This is a genomic window from Marinicrinis sediminis (genome assembly GCF_042685085.1).
GTDB classification, from domain to species: Bacteria; Bacillota; Bacilli; order Paenibacillales; family KCTC-33676; genus Marinicrinis; species Marinicrinis sediminis.
Genome location: NZ_JBHUMM010000013.1, coordinates 1 through 9,380, shown reverse-complemented (window position 1 = coordinate 9,380; position 9,380 = coordinate 1). Strand labels below are relative to the sequence as shown.

Here is a 9,380-nt window from a genome sequence, read left to right as displayed (position 1 = left end):
GGATGTGAACCTATGAGTGTCCAGGAAATTCAAAATGTATATCCGCTCACGCCCATGCAGGAAGGAATGCTTTTTCATGCCTTGCTGGACACCGATTCATCGGCATATGTGGAACAGGTCAGTCTGAGGGTGGAAGGGAATCTTCAGATCCATCTTCTGGAGAAAAGTTTGAATTTGTTGATCGCCCGCTATGATGTATTGCGTACGGCATTTGTATCCAAAGAAGTCGATCAGCCTTTGCAGGTTGTGTTCAGAGAGCGCAGCACGACCATCTCCTACACCAATCTCTCGCATCTGCATGCATCCGAACAAATAGAGTGGATCAATCAGTATAAGCGGGACGACCAGCGACATGGCTTTGATCTGGAGGAAGACAGACTGCTTCGGATGCGAGTGTTCAAACTGACGGATGAGGCGTATCAGATCGTCTGGAGCTTCCATCATATACTGATGGATGGCTGGTGTCTGAGTTTGCTGGCCAAGGATCTGTTCGCCTTTTATACGTCACTGGAAAAGATGGAGCCTGCGAAGCTGGGCCCCGTGTACCCGTACAGTGATTATTTTACTTGGCTGGAGGAACAGGATCAGGAACAGGCGCTGGATTACTGGAAGGACTATCTGGATGGTGTGGAGGAATCGTCTGTGGTTCCTCCGCAGCTGTTGCAGAAGCCGGAAACGTCATATGTTTACCGAAGACACGGTTTTGCCTTTGACCGTGAAACGACCGAAGGTCTTGAGAAGCTGGCTGCCACGCATGAGGTTACCCTCAGTACGGTGATGCATGCGCTATGGGGACTGCTGCTTCGGAAATATAACGGTTCGAATGATATCGTGTTTGGATCGGTAGTGTCTGGCAGGCCACCGGAGCTTCCCGGTATGGAGACGATGGTCGGCCTGTTTATTAATTCCGTACCGCTGCGAATTCGGATGGAACCTGACGTGAGGTTGACGGAACTGCTCGGGAAGATCCATCACGACATGCTCGAGGCCAATCATTACAGTTATGTTTCCATCGCAGACATTCAGTCTCATACCCCGTTGAAAAACAAACTGATTCAACATGTGCTGGTATTTGAAAATGTCCCGATGGATGTGCAGGTGGTTAGCGAGCAGGGCCTTGCTCCTTCCATTCGTGTGACAGAGACCCATATGGATGAACATACGAATTATGATCTCGATGTGACCCTGTTCCCTCAGCAAGAGCTGGAAGTGCTGCTCACGTATAATGGTCATGTGTATGATGAGGACTTTATGAAAAGGCTCGAAGGGCACTGGAGAAGACTGGCCGCTCAGCTGCTGGCACAACCGGACAGACCGCTGCATGAGCTGGATCTGCTGACAGGTGAAGAGAAAAAGGAATTGCTGCATACCTTTCAGCCTCAGCCTGCTTCGTACCAGCTGGACAAAACGGCGTTCCAGCATTTTGAGCGGCATGCCAGAGAGCATCCTGATCGCATCGCCGTGAAGGTGGAGGACGTGACGTATACATATAAGGAAATCAATGAGGGTGCCAACCGAATCGCACATATGTTGCTTAGAAAAGGGATCAGAAAGGGCGATCTGATCGGCATTCATATGGATCGGTCCCCGGTGATGATAGAAAGTATTCTCGGCGTATGGAAGGCAGGCGGGGCCTACATCCCGCTTGATGTCCAGCATCCAATCGCAAGAAAACAGGCCATATTGCGTCAGGCGAATGCAGCCTGCGTATTGCTGTACGGAGATCAGGGCCTGCAGGGGTGGGATGAACGGTCATCGGCCACGCTGATCAGACTGGATCAGCTTGCGCTGGAATTATCTGAAGAGAAGACCTGTAATCCCGGTCTGGATATCGGACTGGATGACTTATGCTATTGCCTGTTTACGTCTGGCTCAACCGGGATACCGAAGGGTGTCATGATCGAACATTTGGGCATGGTCAACCACATCTTGGCAGAAGCGGAGCTGCTGGACCTGGATGCTACCCTCGTATTTGCACAGAATGCCCACCATTGCTTTGATATCTCCGTATGGCAGATGTTCGGCGCTTTAACGCTTGGTGGAACCACGGTCATCTATTCCGAAGAACGGGTCCTGCAGCCAGGTGCATTCTTGCAGCAGCTTCAAGCTGATCACGTCACGCTGCTGGAGGTGGTTCCCTCTTATCTACATGTCATGCTGGATGAGATGCACGCCCAGTCTGTCAGGCTGGATCAGCTGACCCATTTGCTGATCACGGGGGAGACAGCGCCCCTTCCGCTTGTGCAGCGGTGGTTTGAGTGGTGTCCTGACATTCCGATGATCAATGCGTACGGTCCGGCCGAGGCCTCTGACGATACATGCCAATACCGGATGAACAAGCCTCCTGAGGGGGTTAAACAGGTACCGATCGGCAAACCGCTGCCGAACGTACGGATGTATGTCGTGGATGCAGATATGAAGCTGTGCCCGATTGGCATACAGGGAGAGTTGTGCGTGGCTGGCATTCCCGTAGGGCGGGGATATCTGCATGAAGAGGATCGAACGCGTTCCGTGTTTTTGGATGATCCGTTTGTGTCCACTTCAAGGGATCGCATGTATCGGACCGGAGACCTTGGAAAATGGCTGCCAGACGGTAATTTGCAATTTTTGGGAAGAAAAGACCATCAGGTGAAGCTAAGAGGTTTCCGTATTGAACTAGGGGAGATCGAAAGTCAGATGGTTCAGCATGAGGAAGTGAAGGAAAGTGTGGTCGTGATCCAGGACGACGATCGGGCAGACAAGCAATTGTGTGCGTATTACACGTCCCGACATGACCTTTCTCCTGCGCAATTGAAAGCAGACATCGAAGGTCTTCTCCCGTCCTATATGGTGCCTGCACACTTTATTAGGATGGATGAGTTGCCGCTCAATACAAGCGGGAAAATAGACCGGAAACGGCTACCTAAGCCAACCAGCCAACAAGGGGAAAAGCTGACCCCGCCTCGCAATGCGATGGATCAGGCCCTGTTGCATATCTGGTCGGAGGTGCTGGGTACGGAGCGATTAGATATCGAAACCCATTTTTTTGAATGTGGCGGGCATTCGCTCAAAGCCACCATTCTTGTATCGAAAGTGTATGAAACCTGCGAAATCGAGCTCTCTGTCAGAGACATATTCAAATACCCGACCATTGCGGCATTGTCTGACGAGTTGCGTGTGCGCGGCAAGGGATCGACTTCACCGATTCCGGTTGTCGAGAAACGGGGATCGTATGAGGTCAGTGCATCCCAGAAACGTCTGTTCGTCTTGCACGAATTGGAAGAAAGCCAAAGCACGGCCTACAATATGCCGGTTGCCTATTATGTGCAGGGCAACCTGGATGTACCGCGTTTTCGAGCGGTGATCGATGCGCTCATCGAACGACATGAAATTCTTCGAACCTCCTTTCATTCGAATGAGGGACAGATTGAGCAGGTCATTCATACAGAGATGGCATGGCACTTGCAATATGAGCAATTGGAGCAGGCGAGTGAAGCAGAGACTGATCGAATCATGCGTGATTTTATTCAACCTTTCCAGCTGGATCAAGGCCCTTTGTTCCGAATGAAATTGCTGCAGCTGGCTCCGAAGGAAACGATCCTGCTCCTGGATATGCATCACATCATTTCGGACGGCGTATCAGGCAAACGAATGCTGATGGAAGTTATGGCCTTGTACGAGGGAAAAACATTGCCTGCCCTGCGTATTCAATACAAGGATTATGCAGCCTGGCACAACCAACGGATGGAAGGGGAAGCCTTCAGGGAGCTTGAGCAGTATTGGCTGGAAGTTTTTGAAGGGGAGCTTCCGGTCTTGAATCTGCCTCTGGATCGTCCAAGACCCGTTGTGCAGAGCTTCCGGGGATCAACCTACCGGTTCCGTGCTGACGAAGACCTCTCTGCCAAGATTCGGTCATTCTGTGTGAAAGAGCGAACAACCCCTTTTGCCTTTCTGTTCGCTGCTTATCATATTCTGCTTATGAAGTATTCCGGACAGCATGACATCATTGTCGGTACACCTGTTTCAGGCAGGGAGCATCCTGACGTACAGCCATTGCTTGGCATGCTGGTGCAAACCTTGGCCATTCGAACCTCCCCGCAACCTGATCTGATGGCGGCCCAGTTTGTCAAACAAGTTGCGGAGCAGACCTGGACAGCAATGGCGCACCAGGACTATCCATTTGAGCGATTAATGGATCAGCTGGATATGACCAGAGATGTGAGCAGAAATCCACTGTTTGACACGATGTTTAGTTTTTTTGAGGCAGAGGATCAGGAATTTGAGCTGCATGACATGAACATCACCGCGTACAACATGAACCATGATGTGGCAAAGTTTGATCTGATGCTGGATGCCTTTATGGATGAAAACGCCTTTTACTTTGATCTGCAATATGGGACTGATCTGTTCCATGCAGAGACGGTTCAAGCGATGGCCGATCATTACCTGCAAATATTAAGTCAACTCATCGCTGACCCTCAACAGTTGCTTGGTCAGATCGATATGCTGACAGCATCAGAGAAGAACCGGATTTTGCAAGATTTCAATGGCAAGCGAGCGGACTATGCCTTTGACCGCACACTTTGCGAGCGTTTTGAAATGGTGGCAGCCAAAAATCCGGAACGACTGGTGCTGCGCTGTGAGCAGCAGACCCTCACGTACGGACAGCTTAATCGCAAAGTGAATCAGTTAGCTCGATACCTTCAACGTCTCGGTCTTCGTCGTGAAGACATTTGTGCGGTGATGCTGGAGCGCTCACCTGAATTTGTGACCAGTGTGCTGGCGATATGGAAAGCCGGAGGCGCTTATGTTCCGATGGACGTCCAAGCAGGTGACCAGCGAAAAAGGACGATACTGGAGGAGTGTCAGGCCCGGTTTCTTCTGACATCTTCGACCTATGCCGATCAGCTTGAAACGGAATATGAGGGCGGCAAGGTGATTTGTCTGGATCGGGTTCAGTCGGAGCTGGAATGTGAAGAGATTACGGATCTCTCAGATAAGCCTCAACCGGATCACCTGGCCTATGTGTTGTTCACCTCTGGTTCCACAGGAAAGCCCAAAGGGGTGATGATCGAGCATAAAGGGATGTTGAATCATCTTCTGGCAGAAGTGGATGAGCTCTTACTCGATGAGAGCTGGGTATTTGCCCAAAATGCCCATCAATGCTTTGACATTTCAGTATGGCAATTGTTTGGCCCACTGGCGATTGGCGGCATGACCGTTATTTATTCCAGTGAACGGGTGCTGGACGTGGCCCGGTTTACGCAGTCCGTCATAGAGGATGGTGTGACCTTGCTGGAAGTGGTCCCGACCTATCTGCATGTCATGATGGACGAAATTGAAGGAAAGCAGCTGCAAGCGTCGCTATCTGAATCTCTCAAAGCGCTGATGATCACAGGAGAAGCGGTCAAGCCTAATCTTGTCCGGCGCTGGTTCGAATTGTGTCCCGACATCCCGATGATCAATGCGTATGGCCCGGCTGAAGCCTCTGATGATGTGACTCAGTATGTGATGCATAGGCCTCCGGTTTCTCGTCTATCCATTCCCATTGGGAAGCCTTTACCCAATAATCAGCTGTACGTGGTCGATCAGCAGATGAAGCTCTGTCCGATTGGCGTGGTCGGTGAGCTCTGTGTCGCCGGTATAGGGGTAGGTCGGGGTTACATCCATGATGCTGATCGTACGGCGCAATCCTTTATGATGGATCCGTTTTCAGCACAGCGGCAGCGGTTGTACCGGACCGGAGACATGGCGAGATGGCTGTCTGACGGTACGCTTGAATATATCGGCAGACAAGACTTTCAGGTGAAAATAAGAGGCTTCCGCATTGAACTGGAGGAAATCGAGGTCGTATTGCTGCAACAGCCGTCCATTCTGGAAGCGGTTGTGGTGGCAAAAGATGTGAAGGAAGGGTCTCCTTATTTGTGCGCTTATGTCGTATCCGGCAAGGAGATGGATGAAGTACAGCTCAAGAAACAACTGGCTGATGTCTTGCCTGCGTATATGATTCCGGCCTATATCGTATGTCTTGATCACCTGCCTTTGTTGGAAAATGGCAAGGTGAATCGGCATGCACTGCCTGAACCGGCTCGAAAATTGGGACTTGACCACGCACAGGTGGAGCCGCGCAATGAGCTTGAAGCCTTGCTGGTGGACATCTGGCAGCAGGTGCTGGGGATTGAAAAAATCGGCATTTCCCATCATTTCTTTGAGCTGGGCGGCGATTCCATAAAGGCCATTCAGATTACGTCCCGATTGAATCAGCACGGCTACCAATTAAAAATGAGAGATTTATTCCAGCATCCGCAAATTGAGAATCTGGTTCCTTATATCCGTTCGGTACGGAGAGAGATCGACCAAGGCATTGTCTCAGGAAACGTGCCGCTGACGGCGATACAGCACTGGTTCTTCGACCATTCATTTGTCCATTCCCATCATTGGAATCAGGCCGTTATGCTGCATGCGAGAGAACGTTTTGATGAAGAGATGCTCAAGACGGTATTTACGCGAATCATGGAACATCATGATGCACTGCGCATGGTTTATCACATCGAGCATGACCAGTGGGTACAGGAAAATCGGGGAATGTGTGACGGTTTGTTTGAACTGGAGACGCTGCACATCCCGCATGCCTCCCATCTGGAGACAGAAGCCGGCATCTTCACCCAGCAGCTTCAGAGCAGCCTGAATCTGCAGGAAGGTCCCTTGGTGAAACTGGGCTTGATTCGAGCGGAACCAGGCGATCATCTGCTGATCGTGGTGCATCATCTGGTCATGGACGGCATTTCCTGGCGCATTCTGTTCGAGGATCTCGCCACAGCCTATGGACAGCTTCAATCCGGACTGTCGATTCAATTGCCTCCCAAAACGGATTCGTACAAGAGCTGGGCAGCGGCCTGTTCGGATTATGCAACCAGTCCCGAAATGCTTCGAGAGCAGGCTTACTGGAGAGAGGTCGAGTCGATGGATATGGCGCCTCTGCCAAAGGATACGTATAACGGCGATATACGAGTTCTGAATAATCAGACCGCTCACTTTGCACTTCCGATGGCAGACACGAGCCTGTTGATGGGCCCTGTCCATCACGCATACCGCACTGAGATCAATGATGTGCTGTTAACCGCGATCGGATTGGCTGTGAAGAAATGGGCCTCGCGTCAACAGATCCTCGTTTGTCTGGAAGGACATGGACGGGAGGAAGAATTAACGGATCTGGATACGAGTCGCACGATTGGCTGGTTTACCTCCACCTTCCCTGTCATTTTGAATATGTCTCATGACGAGTCGCTGTCCTATCAGTTGAAATCTGTAAAGGAAAGCTTGCGAAGAGTACCCAAAAAGGGGGCAGGTTACGGCATTTTGAAATATCTCACACCTGCTGCATACAAACCAGACATGACCTTTCAGCTTCAGCCTGAAATCAAGTTCAACTATTTGGGACAGTTTGATGAAGATGTTCAAACGGATGTGTTCCAGCTGTCTCCATTGTCTCATGGGCAGACGGCAAGTCCAGAGAGCAGGCGAGAGGTAGCCCTCGATATCGGAGGAATCGTGGAAAACGGTGTCTTTACTTTGTCTATTACCTACAGTCAGGGAGAGTACACAGCGGGAACGATCGCTCATATCGGTCATCTCTTTATTGAGAGTTTGCAGCAGATTATTCAGCATTGCATGGAAAAGGAGACCACGGAAATGACCCCGTCAGATGTAGGCGGAGAGGATGTCTCCATTGAAGAGTTGGATGCGATATTGTCTTTTTATGACAGCTGACCGTGATGCAAGGATACGGATTCGTCTGTGACGAGAATCAGATCATGACATCCGACCAGTGGGTCCGATAGGGAGAGGTGAAGATGAACAATAAACGAGAGGTGAAAGGGATTCATGCGCTGTCACCCATGCAGGAAGGCATGCTGTTTCATGCACTGAAGGAACCGGATTCTTCGGCCTATTTCGAGCAGTTTGCCTGCACGCTCAAGGGAACGCTTCACATCGACAAGCTGCAGAAGTGCCTGAATCTGCTCATTGCGAAATATGATATTTTGCGTACAAACTTTTACCATGAACAATTGAAAAGCCCCAAGCAAATCGTGTTTAAGGAAAAGCAGCTTCACATTCAGGTGGAAGATTGGTCAGACCTTTCGGAAGAAGCGTTTCAGAGCGGTCTGAATGCTTTCATGGAACAGGATCAACAGACCGGATTTGATCTGGCCAAGGACATGCTGATGAGAGTAACCATCCTGATATACGGGGAAAAGCAATACCGTCTCATTTGGAGCTACCACCATATTGTGATGGATGGCTGGTGTTTACGGCGTATTGTACAGGAAATTATGCAGCTGTATGAACAGCTTATCGAGGAGAATCAGGCTGACCCGGGGTTTGCCAGACCCTATTCCGACTATATCAAATGGCTGGAGCAACAGGACAAGCAGGAAGCGATGGCATATTGGTCGGAGTATTTAAGCGGTTATGAAGGGTATGGGGGGATTCCCGGGAAAGAGCAGGGTCGGCTTGCGAAGCCTCAAACAGATCATCGCGAGCAGCGATTTGTGATCCCTTCAGAAATAGCTGATCGTCTGGAGAAACTGGCGCGTACCCATCAGACGACGCTGAATGTCGTGATGCAAGCTGCTTGGGGCCTTTTGCTCAGCACGTACAATCAGACGAATGATGTGGTGTTCGGGATGGTTTCTACCGGAAGACCCGCTGAAATCGAAGGTGTGGAGCAGATGATCGGTCTGTTCATTAACACGATTCCGCTGCGCATCCGCACAGAGGATCAAGACACGGTAGGGCAATTGCTTGACAAGGTACAGCAGTCGCTGATGGAGAGTCAGCAGTATGATTACGTTCCATTGGCTCATATTCAAGCGCAGTCTGCACCCAAACGGACACTCATTGATCATATTGTGACTTTTCAGAACTTTTCGCAAGAAGAAGCCACGCCAGAACATTCACCGAAACTTGGATTCGAGATTTTGGATGAAGCGGATTATGAACAAACCCATTATGATTTCACCCTCATGATCATGCCGAATCAAGGGTTGGATATTCTCGTGAAATACAACAGCGCCAGTTTGCATGAAGCGAGCGTGGAGAGAATGGCCCGCCATTATATGCATGTGCTTGAGACGATCAGCAGTTGTTCCCATGAACGGCTGGATCAGCTTCACTTTCTGACCGAACAAGAGCGACGGGAGATTGTGCATGTGTTCAACGAGAGCGGCAAGCGGGATGCAGAACGGACAGGTGGGGCCTGGAACCGGACGATCCCCGAGCTGTTTGCTGAACAGGTAGCGTTGTATCCCGATGAGCTGGCGCTTGTGGAAGCGAACCGCCATCTGACGTATCGTCAATTGGACGCAAAAGCCGAACGGCTCGCCCAGCAATTGCGGGAT

The 9,380-nt window shown here is 50.5% G+C and carries 2 protein-coding genes; both read left to right on the top strand.

The genetic code is table 11. The features are described from left to right. Positions 1–12 precede the first annotated feature (12 nt). Positions 13–7,749, top strand: a complete 7,737-nt coding sequence (locus ACFSUC_RS08145) for an amino acid adenylation domain-containing protein (RefSeq protein WP_379929049.1) — start codon at positions 13–15, stop codon at positions 7,747–7,749. A gap of 83 nt (positions 7,750–7,832) precedes the next feature. After that, the coding region (locus ACFSUC_RS08140) for a condensation domain-containing protein (RefSeq protein WP_379929048.1) at positions 7,833–9,380 on the top strand (1,548 nt) is incomplete at its 3' end.

What these genes read in the sequence shown, in the direction of transcription:
- ACFSUC_RS08145 (WP_379929049.1), top strand. Translation starts at nt 13, where the DNA reads ATGAGTGTCCAGGAAATTCAAAATGTATATCCGCTCACGCCCATGCAG.